The organism is Pleurocapsa sp. PCC 7327 (assembly GCF_000317025.1).
In the GTDB taxonomy this organism is placed as follows: domain Bacteria; phylum Cyanobacteriota; class Cyanobacteriia; order Cyanobacteriales; family Microcystaceae; genus Hydrococcus.
The window spans coordinates 574,463-590,091 of record NC_019689.1 but is presented as its reverse complement, the minus strand read 5'-3'; the positions used below and the strand labels follow the sequence as shown (position 1 = coordinate 590,091).

Below are 15,629 nucleotides of genomic sequence, written 5' to 3'. Positions count from 1 at the left end.
TGTCAATTTATTATCATATCCTATTTATTCCCTCGAAACCTGCTTGAGATAATGCTCGAACCGCTCTCGCAGTTGTTCGACCGTCAGATTCTGAGTCCAATACTCCACTAGAGCATGACCGAATGCCCAAGCATTGCGATCGGGCGAGGCAGGGGTTTCCAGCAGCAACGACCAGAGGGAGCGCAAGTCAAAGTTGAGCGGGTTTTCACTTGGATTCAAAAGCGAGAACAGCTCGTATGCCATCTGAAGCTTGCCAATGACGACGGGTAGCTGTTCGACTGGAATTTGCTCTGCTAGCAGATAAGCTAGGTTGGGAGATCCGGTGGACAGCGTAGAAATGAACTGGAGAACGGGACTTTTGAGCAGGGCAGTCAATCCCTGGGCGGTCGTCATTTGAAAGGTGTAGCGATCGATAATCTTGGCGGTAGCAACAGTACGAGCTTCCAGGTTTCTTAAGAAGCGGGCGAGACGGAGTTGCTTGGCAGGCGCGATCGCGTCTACTAATGCCAACGAGAGCGCGTCCGCACCCCAGGCAACTCGACCCGTTTTGAAATCCCCCGTCACGACAGGGAAAATCCGATCGCACAAATCCCCCAGTAACTGAGCGCGATATTCGGTAGCTTCTCGAATCGCTTTTTCCTTTGGGCGATTGCCCCATTGCCAATCATAGGGAGGTTCCCACTCGCGGATGGGCCGCAGGCGATCGACTTGGGTAACGACTGCGATCGCAGGCAGAGCCGTCACTTGTGCTTTGATGTCTTTGAGAAAATCCACGTCCATTTGCAAGGCAGGATCGAGGGCAGGCGTAACTAACAAAAGTAAATCTGCATGGGTAGCATAGTCCAACACTTGCTCCCGCAGCTCCCCACGGTTTACCTGTTCGTATCCTGGCGTATCCCAAAGGGTCAGCGTTTCTCCGGTTTGGGTTTGCCAGTGGTAACTGCCAATGCGATCGGTACTGGGCAAAACATCGACTTGTGTCAGTTCCGACTGAAATAGGGTATTGATCAGACTGCTTTTTCCAGCTCCCGTTCGCCCCGCCAGCAAAATATTAACGGGTTTTTGCTCGACTGCTTCAATGGGTTCGGCACGAGCTAGGATTTCTTGCAGGGTTTTGGTTTTCGCCTTGGGTAACGTCGGCATGGGAGAGGGTGCTAAAGTTGGTGAGGTAGTGCTGCCATAGAGCGCGATCGCCTGCCGATATAAGTTTCTCAAAGCCGCTTCTCGGAGCAATTGACTTAAATTCACCAGCAATTGCTCAGTAGCGCGATCGCTCGAACGCTGGCTCGCTTGTCTTGCCAATGCCGCCGCAGGATTCAAGAACCATTGCGCCCAGTTCCACACTTGCAAAAGTTTCCGCGCCGATGGCTCCAACTTTTGATAGACTTCGTAGGCTTGGTATACTTGTCCGACTGTAACTTGATTGAGGGCAGGAGATAAGTTCTGTATCCACCTCTCCAAATCGTCTACTGTTCCCCGAATCAATCCATAAGCTTGGGGAACATAAATATTCAACAGGGGATATTTAACTTCAGGATTGTAGATCTCAGCGATCGCAGCGACAAGTTCCTGGCATCGCTTCCAAAAGGTTGACCAGTCTTCCCAGATGGGGCGATCGTTGTGTGCTGCTTTGAGAATTTCTTGGAGTGCTGTTTCTGCTTTTTTAGCAGCATCAGTGTCTGCCGATAGCTTTATCGTGTCTTCTACAGAAGATTCTAGTTCTTCTTCGGCTTCTGCGATAACCGCTTCAACCTGCGCCATCTGCGATCGAGTCCACTTGACCAATAGCCAACGCCAGCCTACAAATAGAAGCGTGAATACCCCCCAGATCCAGTTAATGCCCCATTGATGAATCTGCCACCCCGCCGCTATTAGTAAGAAAGCGATAATAATGGCGATCGGGATTGCTAATACTATCCACTGCCACGGGTTTAAACGCACCATTGTCCCATACCTGCTTAGCTCGAACACCTCATAGGATCATTTCTGGTTTAACACACTCGCGATCGGTGTTTGGTCTGCCTGTGGCAGGAAACCTCTCGCGATCGACTAAAATTTTGAAAAAATTAGATTATTGGAGCGACAATTTGCTACACTCCAACTTCTAGAGATTGGGAATGCGCAAGGGGATTGTCAAGTGGCTGATGACGAACGCACAGAAAACTTAAAACCAATTCATTCGAGAGACTTTTCGTGGTCGTTTTGGTTCGTTGTGCCAATATATCCCTATGGCAGGCGACGAACGATTCGTCACGAGGTCATCAAGGATAGGATTTGGACTTTCGATCAGATCCAGGGCATCTTTTATGTTGTCGCGCCCATTCGCATGACCATCGTTAAGTTAGAGGAAGGGGGTCTTCTCGTCTATGCACCTGTTGCGCCAACTCCAGAATGCATTCGGCTCGTCAATGAGTTGGTAGCAGAACACGGCGACGTTAAATATATTATCCTGCCAACGATCTCCGGTCTAGAACACAAAGTTTTCGTCGGTCCTTTTGCCAGATACTTTCGGAACGCACAAGTTTTTGTGGCTCCCAACCAGTGGAGTTTCCCGATCGATCTTCCGTTAAGTTGGCTTGGCTTTCCTGCCAAACGCACTCAAGTCTTTCCAGAAGATAGTAGCCAAGCGCCTTTTGCCGAACAATTTGACTACGCGATTCTTGGTCCTATCGACTTAGGACTGCGATCGTTTGAGGAAGTTGCCTTGTTCGACAAGCGATCGCGCACTTTACTTGTTACAGATTCAGTGGTTTCCGTCCCAGAAGATCCGCCCGCGATCGCGCAATTAGAACCATACCCTCTGCTATTTCATGCCAGAGACAAGGCGACCGACCCGATCGAAGACACTCAGGAAAATCGCCGTAAGGGATGGCAGCGCATTTCTTTATTTGCATTGTACTTTCGAGCGAGCGTGCTAGAAGTTCCCACATGGGGTGAAGTATTTCTCAACGCATTTAAAGCTAGCGATCGCTCAAAAAAAGCTTACTTTGGTTTATTTCCCTTTAAATGGAAAAAAGACTGGCAGCGATCGTTTAATGCCCTGCGAGGAAACGGTCGTTTGTTCGTAGCACCGATTCTACAGACGCTCATTCTCAACCGCGCACCTAGAGAAACCCTTGCTTGGGCGGATAAGGTGGCGAGTTGGGACTTTGAGCGCATCATTCCCTGTCACTTTGACTCGCCCATTGCAGCAGAACCGCAGCAGTTTCGCCGAGCATTTTCGTTTCTAGAAAAGCACCCTTCTGTCAGTGCAGGCTTATTCGCGAGTAGCACATATCCTTTACCCGAAGAGGATTTTAAGGCGCTTAAAGAAATCAATGAAAGTCTAACCAAGCGCGCGATCGTGCCGCCACCCAAGGAGAAGGTGTAGGTTGAGTCTAACACTTGTTGGTTTTAGCGATCGCGCCTACTCCTAAAACTGAAATTTTTTGAGAACGCAGGAGATTGGCTGCCTCTCTAACCGTCGTTCCCGTTGTATAGATATCGTCGATTAATAGAACAGGCTCTTTGGGACGGCATTGTTGTAAGTCTTTCCCCAAAATAAAAGCCTTGCTAAGATTATTCTCTCTCTCTACAAGAGAATTCAAACCGAACATGGGTTGTGTGTCTCGTATTCGTTCCAATCCTTTGACTTGCAAGCTATGTCTGGTCAATCGGCAAAAACTTTTTGCAATTAATTCGGCTTGATTAAATCCTCTTTGTTGCAATCGCTTTTGATGTAAGGGAATGGGAATAACGATAAGTTTTTTAGGGCGATCGCGCCCAGGCGCATTGAGCCATGCTTCCCCTAACCAATATCCCATTAATTCTCCTAACTGGGGAGAATTGTTATATTTTAATGCCGCGATCGCCATCTTCAATTTTCCGCTATAAATCCCCCAAACAAATAGGGGTAAATCGCCAGACCAAAATTGACAGGGATTTTGGAAACGACAGTTGTTTAGTTGTTGTTGGCAGTAGTGACAAATATACTCGTCAGCCGAGCGATCGCATAAAGGACAGTTAGATTTAAGAAATAGAGAAAGCCAGCTTTTTATCATGAAAAAAATCTCGATGCGATCGCGCTAAGGGAGCAAATAGTATTAAGATTTCTTACTGGCACGTCGCTTCAGAATCTTCCTCAAAAATCGTTAGCTGTTGGGGTTGACCCTGCTGAATCTGAATGCTGATTCCACGCGCTCCCTCTTCTTGCAGATCCTCGATATAGTCGCCGTAGAGACTTTTAGCTTCTCGCTCTGAGTCAAAAGGACCGAAATAATACGTACATTGAGGAGATTGGGTATCTATTTTGACCCACCATCGATTTTGCGCCCAAGACCTAAAGTAATAAACAAGTAAAGAAAAGAGGGTGAAATATAGACCGAATAGAAGTATGCCAAGCATTGAAATAGCTCCCGCACTATCTTAAATATGCCTGTCCATAGTTTTCCCAGGCGGACTCCCCAATTTTTACTATCTTAGATAGAAAAGCTTTTTCTTGAGAAACAAATCATGCAATTTTTGCAACAATCAATTGATGAGTACAAATAAAGGCGCGATCGCAACTGACTGTCAATGGCAAGTAACCTTTAAGTCCGGCGAAGTTTTAAGATACCATGTTAAAAAGTTTATGATTCACCTGTTAAATTTATGACTTCAGTAAACGCCGATAAAACAGGCAGCGATAAAGTCCTTGAGGCAATGAAAAATTTTGCCGAACAGTACGCTAAGCGCACTGGCACCTATTTTTGTAGCGATCCCTCCGTTACAGCAGTCGTAATTGAAGGACTTGCCAAACACAAAGAAGAGTTAGGCGCCCCCCTATGCCCTTGCCGTCACTATGAAGATAAGGAAGCTGAGGTAAAAAATACCTATTGGAACTGTCCTTGCGTACCCATGCGCGAGCGGAAAGAATGTCACTGCATGTTGTTTATCACGCCAGATAACGAGTTTGCCGGCGACAAGCGAGAGATAGATCTAGAGTACATAAAAGAAGTCCGCGCAAGTATGGCTTCTTAAGGACAGTAATGCCACCGCAAGCGTTTTGGCAAGGTGTTGAGGAATTTAATCGGCAGGAGTTTTATGCCTGTCACGATACCCTAGAAGCTTTGTGGATGGAAGCCACACAAACGCAAAAAAATTTTTATCAAGGAATTTTACAAATTGCTGTTGGCTGCTATCACCTGGGAAATTATAACTGGCGTGGAGCAGTCATTGTATTAGGGGAAGGAATTAGGCGCTTGCGAGACTACCAACCCATCCACGAAGGCATTGACGTAGAGCGGTTAGTGGAACAGAGCGATCGCTTGCTCAAAGCGTTGCAACAAATAGAGCCAGATCGAATTGCCGAGTTCGTAGAACGCTTAGAATCCTCAAAAAAGAGTGACGAAAATCTAACTTGCAGCTTGCCAAAAATAATCGCAATTGAGAACAAGCGAGTGTAAGTTAAGAAACTGGTAACAGGTCGTTAGTAACGGGTAACTGATTGATTACACTAGACTTATCTCCACACTCAGTTGGTCGCTATGTCTATCGCTCGCAAACACCGCTCGTCTTTTCTTTGGGGACTGTCAATCTTTCTGGGTAGCATCATGGCTACCTCTGGTTTGCCGACAAATGTCCAAGCTCAAACCTCGCCCTCGTCGGGAAACGCTATGACCGTCCGTTCCGATATTCAGGAGGCAAACTCGCGCACGGGAGTAATTACGGCGCGAGGTAACGTACAGGTAAATTATCCAGCTAGAAAAATTCAAGCCACCGCCGCGCAGGCACAATACTTTAGCCGAGAGCGTCGTCTGGTTCTGAGCGGGAATGTTTATGTCTTGCAAGAAGGCAATAGCATGAGAGCAGAAACGATGACGTATCTGGTCGATGAGGGGCGTTTTATTGCGACTCCACAAGCTAATCAACAGGTAGAATCCATTTACCTCGTTACCGATCCCGAAGCGACTTCTTCCGATCCCGTCAAGGTTCCGCCCAGTCCGTCGCTCAATCCCCAACCCTAAGAACCTCCGATTGAAAATTTCTGGATATCGTGACACTCATCCTGGAGAACATTCATAAAGCTTACGGCAGACGATTCGTCGTCAATCGGGTCAACCTTCAAGTGGCACCGGGCGAGATTGTGGGCTTGCTCGGTCCCAACGGGGCTGGAAAAACAACGACGTTCTACATCGCGACGGGTTTGGTTAAGCCGAATGAGGGTAGAGTCTGGCTCGATCGCCGGGAGATCACTGCTCTACCCATCAACGAGAGAGCGCGTTTGGGGATCGGCTATCTAACTCAGCAACCAAGCATTTTTCGCTATCTCAACGTGCGGGAGAATATTGAATTAGCCCTAGAGCAAACTGGCGTACCGTTTCGTCACAGAAGCGGACGCCTGTACGAATTACTCAAAGAGTTTCGCCTCGAAAGAGTAGCTGAGACGAAAGGCTTTCAAGTCTCTGGTGGAGAACGGCGGCGAACGGAATTGGCAAGAGCGCTAGCCGTAGGATTGGAGGGTCCGAAATTTTTATTGTTAGACGAGCCGTTCGCTGGAGTCGATCCCATTGCCGTCGCCGAAATTCAGGCAATTATCGGTCAGTTGCGCGATCGCGATATCGGTATTTTGATTACCGATCATAACGTGCGAGAAACTTTGGCGATCGTCAACCGCGCCTATATCATGCGCGACGGTCAAATTCTTGCCTCTGGAAGCGCTGAAGAACTCTACAATAATCCCCAAGTTCGGCAATATTATTTGGGAGACAAATACTACCTCTAAACGTCACCTCGATTTGGTTCTCCAGCCCTAAATATAAACAGAATGACATAACCGTTAATAGGATGAAGATAGGTGAATATCACTGGCTTAAAAGGCGAATTCCTGGCTTATCAGTCATGGATCGCTACATTATCGGCGAGCTGTTGTTACCCTTCCTGTTTGGAATGGGTTTGTTTACGTCGCTAGGCATCTCAATCGGCACCTTATTCGATCTCGTTCGCCGAGTCACCGAATCCGGCTTGCCGTTTAACATCGCGATTCAAATCCTGTTGCTGAAAATACCAGCCTTCGTCGTCTTGGCGTTTCCGATGGCAACCCTCTTGGCAGCGCTAATGGCTTACAGTCGCCTGGCGAGCGATAGCGAACTGATTGCCTTGCGCAGCTTGGGTCTTAGCGTCTATCGACTGGTGATTCCAGCCATAGTCCTCAGCTTGGCGATCGCGGGGTTAACCTTTTTTGTCGGCGATGTGGTTACTCCTGCAGCCAATTATCAAGCTACTGTGACGCTCAAAACGGCGCTGAACGACAAACAACCCGCGTTCAGAGATAGAAATATGATTTTTCCCGAATACAAAAAAATCGAGCTGCCAAATGGCAATAGACGAAATGTTCTCTCGCGGTTGTTTTATGCAGAAGAGTTTGATGGCGAGCAAATGCGAGGGTTGACGATTCTCGATCGCTCTCAAGAAGGAATCAACCAAATTGTAACCGCGCGATCGGCTACTTGGAATTTTAACGAAAATATCTGGGATTTTTTTAATGGAACTATCTATGTCATTGCGCCTGACGGTTCCTATCGCAATATCGTCCGCTTCAAACACCATAAATTGGCATTTCCCAGGGCACCTCTCGATCTCACGCAAAAGCGAGATCACGAAGAAATGAGTCTTGCCCAAGCGCGAGAGCATCTAGAAATCGTCAAACTCAGCGGCAACGAAGAGAAAGTTCGCAAGTTAGAAATCCGCATCCAAGAAAAACTTGCCATTCCCTTTGCCTGCGTCGCTTTTGGGTTGGTAGGAGCCGCTCTAGGTCTTCGCCCTCAAAATGCCAGCAGGGCAACCAGTTTTGGCATTTGCATCGGATTGATTTTTGGTTATTACATGTTATTGGTTTTGACGCGATCGGTAGGGGCTAAAGGGCTTGTATCGCCCTTTATGGCGGCTTGGCTGCCTAACTTTTTAGGGCTGGCTGCGGGAGGATTTTTATTATTCCGCTCGTCTAAGTGAGAGAGTGGGGAGACAAGGGGACAAGGGGGACAAGGAGAAGATTTACTTGCTCATGAAGATTTACTTGCTCATTGCGACTTCTAACTTCTGCATCCCCCCTTAATCCCCCCGATCCCCCCCGCCTTGGGGGGAACAAGTCGTTGTCCCTGTAGGCTGTCCCCCCTTGGGAAGGGGGGTTGGGGGGTAGGGGGGATCGCCTTCTGCCCTCAGCTCCCGCTGCCTCCTGCCTTCTACCTTATAATGTTCCAAATCCCTTCTTCTTCTTCTCTTTTTTCTTCTTGGGTTTAGAACTGCCGCTAGCATAACCGCGAAAACCTGGCGGTGGGGTTTGTCCGCCCATGCCGCCAAACATTCCTCCCATACCGCCCATTCCAGGCATTCCGGGCATAGCAGGCATTCCGCCTCGACCCATTTGCTGCATCATGTTGCGCATGCGGGTAAAGTTGGAAACGAGCTTGGTGACATCCGATTCTTCATAGCCGGAACCTCTGGCGATACGACGGCGGCGATTGGGCGATTTTGCCAGTAAATCGGGATTTGCCCGTTCCTCTGTCGTCATGGAATTGATCATCGCTTCGGTGCGTTTGAGTTCGGTTTCGCCTTTCTCGATATCGGAACCGCTAAGCTTGTTGAAGCCCGGAATCATTTTCAAAAGTCCGCCCAGAGACCCCATATTTTTGAGCAGTCGCATTTGTTTGAGGAAGTCGTTGAAATCGAATTTGGCTTCCAGGATTTTCGACTGCATCTTTTCGACATCAGCGATGTCGATTTGTTCTTGGGCTTTTTCTACCAGCGTCAGAACATCGCCCATATTGAGAATGCGCGATGCCATGCGATCGGGATAAAACGGTTGCAGCGCCTCGACTTTTTCGCCAACGCCGACAAATTTAATCGGTTGACCGGAAACTTGCCGTACCGATAGGGCAGCCCCGCCGCGCGTATCGCCGTCTAGTTTAGTAAGAATGGCTCCAGTAATGCCAATTTGTTCTTGGAAGGTACGGGTTAGGTTAGCAGCTTCTTGACCCGTCATCGCATCCACGACTAGCAGCGTGTCGTGCGGGTTAACCGTTGCTTTAATGCGGGCTAATTCTGCCATCATATCTCGGTCGATCTGCAAGCGTCCGGCAGTATCGATGAGGACGGTATCGATTCCCATTTCTTTGGCTCTTTCTACCCCAGCGCGGGCAATTTCTACCGGGTCGGCATCGCTGCCCATCTCGAATACGGGAACGTCTATCTGCTGACCAAGGGTAATTAATTGGTCGATCGCGGCAGGTCGATACACGTCGGTTGCCACCATCAAGCAAGTTTGGTTTTGCTTGCGCAGGTACAAGGCGAGTTTAGCTGTAGCGGTGGTTTTTCCCGTCCCTTGCAATCCTGCCATCAGGATGACGGTAGGTGGCTTATCAGCTTGGGCGAGGGGAACATTGCTTTCCCCCATTACTTTGACTAATTCGTCATAGACAATTTTGATAAATTGTTGACCTGGGTTAACCCCAGAAATCACTTCAGCACCTAGCGCTTTTTTTTCAACTTCGGCAACAAAAGTTTTTACGACTTGCAGGTTGACATCGGCTTCTAGGAGGGCGCGACGTACCTCTTGAAGCGCATCTTGAATATTCGATTGACTAATTTTGTTCTGACCGCGCAGTTTTTTCCAGGCATCTTCTAGGCGTTCGGCAAGAGCATCAAACATAAAGCAGTATTTAGCGTTATTAGTTTCTCTACTGTAGTAGTTAGGCTTCTTACCAGAATAACGTTTTTAGGGTCTAGTATGAGGCTTGTCTCTTTTCCATAGTTCTTGGAGACAAGGTAATTAGGAGAAATAAAGGCGATGAGATTTGTTATTCTTGGAGGTGGTTGCTCAAAAGATGTAAAACCTTATATTTAGATAATTTTTTAACTTTTGTTCGCCTATTAAAAATCTCTAGAAATCGTCGAGGCAGCCAAAACTATGACAAAGACCAATCGCCGAACCTTCCTGTTGGATTTTGAAAAACCCTTATACGAATTAGAAGCTCGGATTAACCAAATCCGGGAACTTGCTGAGGAAAATAATGTCGATGTCTCTGAGAAGATCGTCGAGTTAGAAAATCGAGCCGAACAATTGCGCCAGGAAATTTTTAGCGCCCTGACCCCCTCGCAACGCCTGCAACTAGCGCGTCACCCTCGCCGTCCCAGCACCCTCGACTATATCCAAGCGATGAGCGACGAGTGGTTTGAGTTGCACGGCGATCGCGGCGGTTATGACGATCCGGCGATCGTAGGTGGCATCGCTCGCTTAGATGGAAGGCCCGTAACGATTTTGGGACACCAGAAAGGTCGAGATACTAAGGATAATGTCGTTCGCAATTTCGGCATGGCTTCTCCGAGCGGTTATCGCAAAGCCCTACGCCTGATGGAACATGCTAACCAGTTTGGCATGCCAATTATTACCTTTATCGATACGCCGGGAGCATGGGCGGGAGTAGAAGCCGAAAATCGAGGACAGGGAGAAGCGATCGCTTATAACCTTCGGCAAATGTTCGATTTTGAAGTCCCGATTATCTGCACCGTTATTGGCGAAGGCGGTTCTGGCGGCGCTTTGGGGATTGGGGTGGGCGATCGGCTCTTGATGCTAGAGCATTCTGTCTACACGGTAGCTTCTCCAGAAGCCTGCGCTGCCATCCTCTGGAAAGATGCTAAAAAATCGGATCGGGCGGCTGTGGCGCTGAAAATTACTTCCTCAGACTTAAAAGAATTGGGCATTATCGACGAGATCGTACCAGAACCCTCTGGTGGGGCTCACTCCCATCCTCTTGAGGCAGCAGCGCTTCTCAAAACCGCCCTACTGGAAAATTTAGAAAAACTCTCGCAAATGTCCCCTGGGCAGCGCCAAGAACTGCGCTATCAGAAATTTCGTCGCATAGGGGCTTTTGAAGAATGCCTAGAATAAAAAATAGGTTGATTAATAGAATTTAAGAAAGTTAATATCGATAAAGCGGGTATTGCCCGCTTTATTGGGCCAACGGGAGATCGTCAAGCTCCCAATCCCATCGAGATAAACTTTTAATAGACAGGTCAATCAATTAAACCTGCATTACTACTACTTTTGTAAATTCCGAGAGGATAGACAGCGCCATGGGATTATTCGATCGCCTTAGCCGAGTTGTCCGAGCTAATCTTAACGATATGGTAAGCAAGGCTGAAGACCCAGAAAAAGTTCTGGAACAAGCCGTTATCGATATGCAAGAAGACTTGGTTCAGCTACGCCAAGCCGTTGCTAGGGCAATTGCGGAGCAGAAACGTACCGAGCAAAGGTACAACCAAGACTTAGGAGAAGCTAACAAGTGGGAGCAACGGGCGAAACTAGCTCTTTCTAAAGGAGACGAGAATCTAGCTCGCGAAGCTCTGACGCGCAAAAAATCGCATATGGATACAGCAACCGTTCTCAAACAGCAACTCGACGGGCAAATCGCTCAAGTCGATAGCCTGAGAAAGAATTTGGTGGCTCTAGAAAGTAAGATTTCTGAAGCCAAAACTAAGAAAAATATGCTTCAGGCACGAGCTAGAGCGGCTAAAGCTAACGAAGATCTGCAAAAGGCTCTGGGCAATATCGATATCAACAGTGCTACGGGAGCCTTCGAGCGCATGGAAACCAAAGTCCTAGAAATGGAAGCTCGCTCTCAGGCATTCGGGGAATTGAGCGGTTATGGCATAGAACAACAGTTCGCTCAGTTAGAAGCGGGTAGCAACGTAGACGACGAACTGGCAATGCTCAAAGCTCAGATGATAGAAGGGTCGAAACCTCCAGAAGCATTACCTCAAGCTTCAGAAACCAAATCGTCTTCTGCCTCCGACTCGGTTGTCGATGCCGAGCTAGAGGAACTGCGCTCGAAGCTCAAGGATGTATAAAGAGTAAGGAGCAGGAAATGGGGAAACGATAGCGCTTTTCCTGTTACCTGCCCCTTATTTTTCATTTTTTTGAGAAGCGAGAACGGCTAGCTGAGATAATTAATAATCGAGCACAAAAGAACCAATAACTGATATGGGTAGTGTCCTAGAAATTACAGATACTGAATTCGAGAAAGAAGTATTTAGCGAAGACAAACCCGTTCTCGTCTATTTTTGGGCGGGTTGGTGCGGTCCCTGCCGCCTAGTCTCGCCGTCAATCGATTGGGTTGCCAATACCTATAGCGATCGCCTAAAAGTCGTTAAACTAGAGGTAGATGCCAATCCAGATGCAGTTGCTAAATGCAAGGTCGAAGGCGTTCCCGCCCTCAGACTTTTCAAAGACAAAGAACTCGTGAAGTCGTACGAAGGCGCGATCGGCAAGCAACAGCTTCAGACATTGGTGGATGGTTGTCTGAATTAGTTATTGGTTATTAGTTATTGGTTAGTAGAGTTTTGCTCTAACTAATAACTACTAACAACTAACGATTAACCAACATCTAAGAAAAATGGAATTCGCCGAACGGTTAAAAGCTATACAAATCAACGTATTTGCCGATATGGATCGGGCGAAGGCAAAGGCGAGGGCAGCAGGAAAAGAAATTATAGACTTGTCCCTAGGTTCGTCTGACTTGCCCGCTTCAGACCACGTCATTGCCGCGATCGAACAGTCGCTTCACGATCGCAGCACTCACGGTTATTTACTCTATCACGGAACGCAAGCGTTTCGAGAAGCCGTGGCTCGCTGGTATACTAACCGATTTGGTATTCCCGTCGATCCGGCAACAGAAGTTCTTTCCCTGATTGGCTCTCAAGAAGGAACGGCACATTTGCCCTTAGCGCTGCTCGATCCGGGAGATTTTGCCCTACTCCTCGATCCGGGATATCCTTCTCATGCAGGCGGCGTTTATCTCGCTGGCGGACAGATTTACCCGATGCCGCTTTTGGCAGAAAATCAATTTTTACCCGTCCTCGAAGACGTTCCTACGCCAGTTCTCGCCCAAGCTCGCATGATGGTGCTGAGCTATCCTCACAATCCTACCAGCGCGATCGTGCCTTTGTCTTTCTTCGAGCAAGCGGTCGATTTCTGTCGCCAGCATAACCTCGTTCTAGTCCACGACTTCCCCTACGTCGATATCTTTTTTGACCAGACGAACCCTCCCCCATCAATTTTGCAAGCCGATCCGCATAAAGAAGTTTCTATAGAATTTTTTACCTTCTCCAAGTCTTATAATATGGGCGGGTTTCGCATCGGTTACGCGATTGGCAACCCTCAGCTTATTTTGGCGCTCAGACAAATCAAAGCCGTCGTCGATTTTAATCAGTATCGAGGCATTTTACAGGGAGCGATCGCAGCTTTAGAAGGTTCTCAAGCATCGGTCAAAGAAACCGTTGCCACCTTCCAAAAACGAAGAGATGCTTTCATTGGCGCCCTGCATCGCATTGGCTGGCAAGTCCCCACACCCAAAGCCACCATGTATGTCTGGGCAAAATTACCCGAACCCTGGCAGAATAACTCCGTCGAATTTTGTACCCGATTAGTCGCTGCCACTGGAGTAGCGGTTTCTCCCGGTTCGGGATTTGGAAAATGCGGCGAAGGTTACGTTCGTTTTGCCCTCGTACAAGAACCAAAAATTTTAGAAATCGCAGTCGAAAAAATAGCCGAATTTTTACAAAGAGAGTAGATAATTGGTTAGGAGAAAGCTATTCTTTGGCATCAGAGAAAGAGTAGTCTCTCTAAGGTGATTGACCGTGCCGCGATCGCGATCGTTAGAAAAATCTCACGATTATAGCAATGCTAGGCGATTGACTGTCAGCCGTCCGCAATCGTCTTCACCAATTCTGGTAAGGTACATAGTAAGTTTTTGCTGAAATAACGAGTTAGGCTACTAAAATACCTACATAAACCTCCATAAACCTCAAAGAATATATTTACTTTTGCTATAAAAGACAAAGCGGAGTTGGACGAGAATAGTTATGTCTTCCCCCTCGATAATCGGAACCACATCCAGCAAAATATTTAATGTCAAGAGCCTTTTTATTATTGCCTCTATTGGAATTCATGCTTTTGTGCTGGGAGTAGGATTGCCTATCTTCCCAAAAGCCTGGCAAAAAGAGAAAGCGACGAACGCGCGAGAAGTAGGATTAGTAGAGTTAAATGCTGCCGAGCAAAGCCGTTTGCCAAATCTTGAGCAGCCCTCCTTAGAAGACATACCGCAATATCCCGATCCATCCTCTCTCAATGGCTCCTTTTTCGACTCATCTTCTCTGCCTTCTCTGCCTTCTCTGCCACCATCTTATCCCAGCGCGAGCAATCTTCCCTCTCTGCCGCCTCCTCCCGATACCATAGCGCTTGGCAATAACTTACCCGTCGTCGTTCCTCCGCAACAGTCAATGCCAGCCTTACCGTCTCCGCAGAGAGCATTGCCCTCACCTAGTACATTGCCCACTTTACCCTCCCAACCGCCTAACTTCCAATATCCTCCCACCTATCCTCCCAAGATTCAGCCCCCTCCAATTAACGAACTCAGAACTCAAAGACCTGATTTCGGCGAACTCAGACCGCCAATTCCGGCTGACGAATTGATTAACAGGAGAGATTCTATCGTTACTGGAAGCGGTACGCCAACGGGCAATCCTGCCGGAACCTCTCAACAGGCAATGGTTAATGGTAATGGAGGACAAACCAATGCCGCCGCCAACGCTAGAGCAGCTCTGCAAGAGAGACGCATCAAACAATTAGTTGCTGAAAACATCCGAGGGGCAGAAAGTCTCATCGCGGATAAAGAAAATACGACCGACGAAGAAGCTAGGGAAAATGAGGTGAACTGGAGAGTCAGGGTAAAAGTCGCGCAACCGACAGAGATTGCCCTTGAAGGAACATATCCGAAAGCAGCTTGTATGAGAAAGCTAGAAGGGACGACCGTTTATGGCGTGATGGTAAATGCCCAAGGAAGAGTGGCAAGTTCTCCGTACCGTCCCTATTTAATCAGAAGCGCGGGCTATCCCATTCTAAATCAGCAGGCACTCAATGAGATTAAAGAGCGCAGTTTCACCAATCAAACCGGACAAACGCAACCTTACCGAGTAGTCGTGAACTATAAATACGATCCAAAGGTATGTCCGTCTTTAGCTGTGGCTCCACCAGAGTCTAGCGAGAATAAACCGATTGGAGAACCGTCGGCAACGCAAAAACCCACCCCACCAGCTACCCCCGGAAAAGCACCAGAAGAGACTGGGGCAACTACCACGCCTGCACCCGAACCAGCTCGATTGACTCCAGAAACCCCACCGACGCGCAATGGCTGGCGACAGGTGCCACAAGAGAGTGAGGCGACTACCACGCCCGCTCCCAAACCAGCTCAATTAACTCCAGACACCTCCGAACCGAGGCGCAATACTTGGCAGCAAGTCCCACAAGAGACTGAAGCAACTACCACGCCCACTCAGTCTAAGCCACAACAGGAAAGCCTCAGCCCTGCGCTAACGGCTCCTGGGAAAACTCCAGAAGCGAATGAGGCAGAGACATCTATTAAGCCCAAGCCGCGATGGGAACCCGCTGCTCCTGCACCAGCGAGCTTTAGAAAAAACCCAGAATCTCGCCCTCTCGGTACGGTCGCTCCTCGGAAGCTTCAAGAAGATTCTAATAATTCTCGCGAACCCTCTTTGGATAAAGAAAAACCATCAACGGAAGACAGCGATTAGCAGTTGGGTTGAGCCAGAACGAATCT

The 15,629-nt window shown here is 48.1% G+C and carries 15 protein-coding genes; 11 read left to right on the top strand and 4 right to left on the bottom strand.

Annotated elements, in window-relative coordinates:
* Nucleotides 1-24 precede the first annotated feature (24 nt).
* Nucleotides 25-1,944, bottom strand: coding sequence for a GTPase family protein (locus tag PLE7327_RS02535; RefSeq protein ID WP_015142295.1), 1,920 nt, complete (start codon nucleotides 1,942-1,944; stop codon nucleotides 25-27).
* A 193-nt stretch (nucleotides 1,945-2,137) separates the two neighbouring features.
* On the opposite strand from PLE7327_RS02535, the gene PLE7327_RS02530 reads away from it, so the two are divergent.
* On the top strand, nucleotides 2,138-3,370 hold the full coding sequence (locus tag PLE7327_RS02530) for a DUF4336 domain-containing protein (protein WP_015142294.1): 1,233 nt from the start codon (nucleotides 2,138-2,140) through the stop codon (nucleotides 3,368-3,370).
* A 7-nt stretch (nucleotides 3,371-3,377) separates the two neighbouring features.
* On the opposite strand, the gene PLE7327_RS02525 is transcribed toward PLE7327_RS02530, so the two are convergent.
* Nucleotides 3,378-4,040 carry a ComF family protein gene (locus PLE7327_RS02525; protein ID WP_015142293.1) on the bottom strand — a complete coding sequence of 221 codons (663 nt, stop codon included), beginning with the start codon at nucleotides 4,038-4,040 and terminating at the stop codon, nucleotides 3,378-3,380.
* Nucleotides 4,041-4,092: 52 nt separating this feature from the next.
* Entirely contained in the window at nucleotides 4,093-4,383 is a 291-nt protein-coding gene (locus PLE7327_RS02520) for a DUF1816 domain-containing protein (RefSeq protein ID WP_015142292.1), read from the bottom strand.
* A 246-nt stretch (nucleotides 4,384-4,629) separates the two neighbouring features.
* Between PLE7327_RS02520 and PLE7327_RS02515 the strand changes: the two genes are divergently transcribed.
* The 5 genes from PLE7327_RS02515 (at nucleotide 4,630) to PLE7327_RS02495 (ending at nucleotide 7,968) form a co-directional block, all read left to right on the top strand.
* Entirely contained in the window at nucleotides 4,630-4,998 is a 369-nt protein-coding gene (locus tag PLE7327_RS02515) for a ferredoxin-thioredoxin reductase catalytic domain-containing protein (RefSeq protein ID WP_015142291.1), read from the top strand.
* 8 nt (nucleotides 4,999-5,006) lie between these two features.
* Complete coding sequence (locus PLE7327_RS02510; RefSeq protein ID WP_015142290.1) at nucleotides 5,007-5,423, top strand: DUF309 domain-containing protein; 417 nt, start codon at nucleotides 5,007-5,009, stop codon at nucleotides 5,421-5,423.
* 81 nt (nucleotides 5,424-5,504) lie between these two features.
* Nucleotides 5,505-5,984 (top strand): LptA/OstA family protein, encoded by a 480-nt coding sequence (locus PLE7327_RS02505; protein WP_015142289.1) that lies wholly within the window; start codon nucleotides 5,505-5,507, stop codon nucleotides 5,982-5,984.
* Nucleotides 5,985-6,013: 29 nt separating this feature from the next.
* The gene (lptB, locus tag PLE7327_RS02500; RefSeq protein WP_015142288.1) at nucleotides 6,014-6,742 is read left to right on the top strand and encodes an LPS export ABC transporter ATP-binding protein; all 729 of its coding nucleotides are present in this window, start codon (nucleotides 6,014-6,016) and stop codon (nucleotides 6,740-6,742) included.
* A 62-nt stretch (nucleotides 6,743-6,804) separates the two neighbouring features.
* Nucleotides 6,805-7,968: an LptF/LptG family permease gene (locus PLE7327_RS02495; RefSeq protein ID WP_015142287.1), complete on the top strand. Its 1,164-nt coding sequence runs from the start codon at nucleotides 6,805-6,807 to the stop codon at nucleotides 7,966-7,968.
* 235 nt (nucleotides 7,969-8,203) lie between these two features.
* On the opposite strand, the gene ffh is transcribed toward PLE7327_RS02495, so the two are convergent.
* A complete protein-coding gene (ffh, locus tag PLE7327_RS02490) occupies nucleotides 8,204-9,664 on the bottom strand; it encodes a signal recognition particle protein (protein ID WP_015142286.1) in 1,461 nt (486 codons plus the stop codon).
* 258 nt (nucleotides 9,665-9,922) lie between these two features.
* Here ffh and accA point away from each other — a divergent pair, with 258 nt between their 5' ends.
* The 5 genes from accA (at nucleotide 9,923) to PLE7327_RS02465 (ending at nucleotide 15,603) form a co-directional block, all read left to right on the top strand.
* Nucleotides 9,923-10,903: an acetyl-CoA carboxylase carboxyl transferase subunit alpha gene (gene accA, locus PLE7327_RS02485; RefSeq protein ID WP_015142285.1), complete on the top strand. Its 981-nt coding sequence runs from the start codon at nucleotides 9,923-9,925 to the stop codon at nucleotides 10,901-10,903.
* 185 nt (nucleotides 10,904-11,088) lie between these two features.
* Nucleotides 11,089-11,862, top strand: a complete 774-nt coding sequence (locus PLE7327_RS02480) for a PspA/IM30 family protein (protein WP_015142284.1) — start codon at nucleotides 11,089-11,091, stop codon at nucleotides 11,860-11,862.
* Nucleotides 11,863-11,995: 133 nt separating this feature from the next.
* Nucleotides 11,996-12,322 carry a co-chaperone YbbN gene (locus PLE7327_RS02475; RefSeq protein ID WP_015142283.1) on the top strand — a complete coding sequence of 109 codons (327 nt, stop codon included), beginning with the start codon at nucleotides 11,996-11,998 and terminating at the stop codon, nucleotides 12,320-12,322.
* An 85-nt stretch (nucleotides 12,323-12,407) separates the two neighbouring features.
* Nucleotides 12,408-13,583: an LL-diaminopimelate aminotransferase gene (locus PLE7327_RS02470; protein WP_015142282.1), complete on the top strand. Its 1,176-nt coding sequence runs from the start codon at nucleotides 12,408-12,410 to the stop codon at nucleotides 13,581-13,583.
* A gap of 292 nt (nucleotides 13,584-13,875) precedes the next feature.
* On the top strand, nucleotides 13,876-15,603 hold the full coding sequence (locus tag PLE7327_RS02465) for a TonB family protein (RefSeq protein WP_015142281.1): 1,728 nt from the start codon (nucleotides 13,876-13,878) through the stop codon (nucleotides 15,601-15,603).
* Nucleotides 15,604-15,629 lie beyond the last annotated feature (26 nt).

What these genes read in the sequence shown, in the direction of transcription:
- PLE7327_RS02535 (WP_015142295.1), bottom strand. Translation starts at nt 1,944, where the DNA reads ATGGTGCGTTTAAACCCGTGGCAGTGGATAGTATTAGCAATCCCGATC.
- PLE7327_RS02525 (WP_015142293.1), bottom strand. Translation starts at nt 4,040, where the DNA reads ATGATAAAAAGCTGGCTTTCTCTATTTCTTAAATCTAACTGTCCTTTA.
- PLE7327_RS02520 (WP_015142292.1), bottom strand. Translation starts at nt 4,383, where the DNA reads ATGCTTGGCATACTTCTATTCGGTCTATATTTCACCCTCTTTTCTTTA.
- PLE7327_RS02515 (WP_015142291.1), top strand. Translation starts at nt 4,630, where the DNA reads ATGACTTCAGTAAACGCCGATAAAACAGGCAGCGATAAAGTCCTTGAG.
- PLE7327_RS02510 (WP_015142290.1), top strand. Translation starts at nt 5,007, where the DNA reads ATGCCACCGCAAGCGTTTTGGCAAGGTGTTGAGGAATTTAATCGGCAG.
- PLE7327_RS02505 (WP_015142289.1), top strand. Translation starts at nt 5,505, where the DNA reads ATGTCTATCGCTCGCAAACACCGCTCGTCTTTTCTTTGGGGACTGTCA.
- PLE7327_RS02495 (WP_015142287.1), top strand. Translation starts at nt 6,805, where the DNA reads ATGAAGATAGGTGAATATCACTGGCTTAAAAGGCGAATTCCTGGCTTA.
- ffh (WP_015142286.1), bottom strand. Translation starts at nt 9,664, where the DNA reads ATGTTTGATGCTCTTGCCGAACGCCTAGAAGATGCCTGGAAAAAACTG.
- accA (WP_015142285.1), top strand. Translation starts at nt 9,923, where the DNA reads ATGACAAAGACCAATCGCCGAACCTTCCTGTTGGATTTTGAAAAACCC.
- PLE7327_RS02480 (WP_015142284.1), top strand. Translation starts at nt 11,089, where the DNA reads ATGGGATTATTCGATCGCCTTAGCCGAGTTGTCCGAGCTAATCTTAAC.
- PLE7327_RS02475 (WP_015142283.1), top strand. Translation starts at nt 11,996, where the DNA reads ATGGGTAGTGTCCTAGAAATTACAGATACTGAATTCGAGAAAGAAGTA.
- PLE7327_RS02470 (WP_015142282.1), top strand. Translation starts at nt 12,408, where the DNA reads ATGGAATTCGCCGAACGGTTAAAAGCTATACAAATCAACGTATTTGCC.
- PLE7327_RS02465 (WP_015142281.1), top strand. Translation starts at nt 13,876, where the DNA reads ATGTCTTCCCCCTCGATAATCGGAACCACATCCAGCAAAATATTTAAT.